Source organism: Terrisporobacter mayombei (assembly GCF_020748465.1).
In the GTDB taxonomy this organism is placed as follows: domain Bacteria; phylum Bacillota; class Clostridia; order Peptostreptococcales; family Peptostreptococcaceae; genus Terrisporobacter; species Terrisporobacter mayombei.
In genome coordinates this window covers 1-244 of sequence record NZ_JAHZMP010000325.1, presented here as the reverse complement: position 1 = coordinate 244, position 244 = coordinate 1, and the positions used below count along the sequence as shown (strand labels likewise).

General features: G+C 32.4%; 1 pseudogene. It reads left to right on the top strand.

Annotation, left to right across the window (positions count from 1 at the left end):
• Positions 1–118: 118 nt before the first annotated feature.
• Positions 119–244: pseudogene (locus K0039_RS23805) on the top strand (undecaprenyl diphosphate synthase family protein); the annotation flags it as partial.

Genomic DNA, 244 nt, shown 5'->3' with positions numbered 1-244 from the left:
AAGGTACAAATAGGAGGACCCACAGGTGCTTTTGTTGTAATCGTTTATGAAATTGTAAAAACCTACGGAATTGATGGACTTATTATTGCAACAATAATGTCTGGAATAATACTAGTCATTATGGGAAGTTGCATATGCAGAATTTTACTTCACAAATGTTCATTGGCCTGATTTTGATGAAAAAGAGCTCCAAAAAGCTATTTTTACATATCAAAATCGAGATAGAAGATTTGGTGGAATAAAA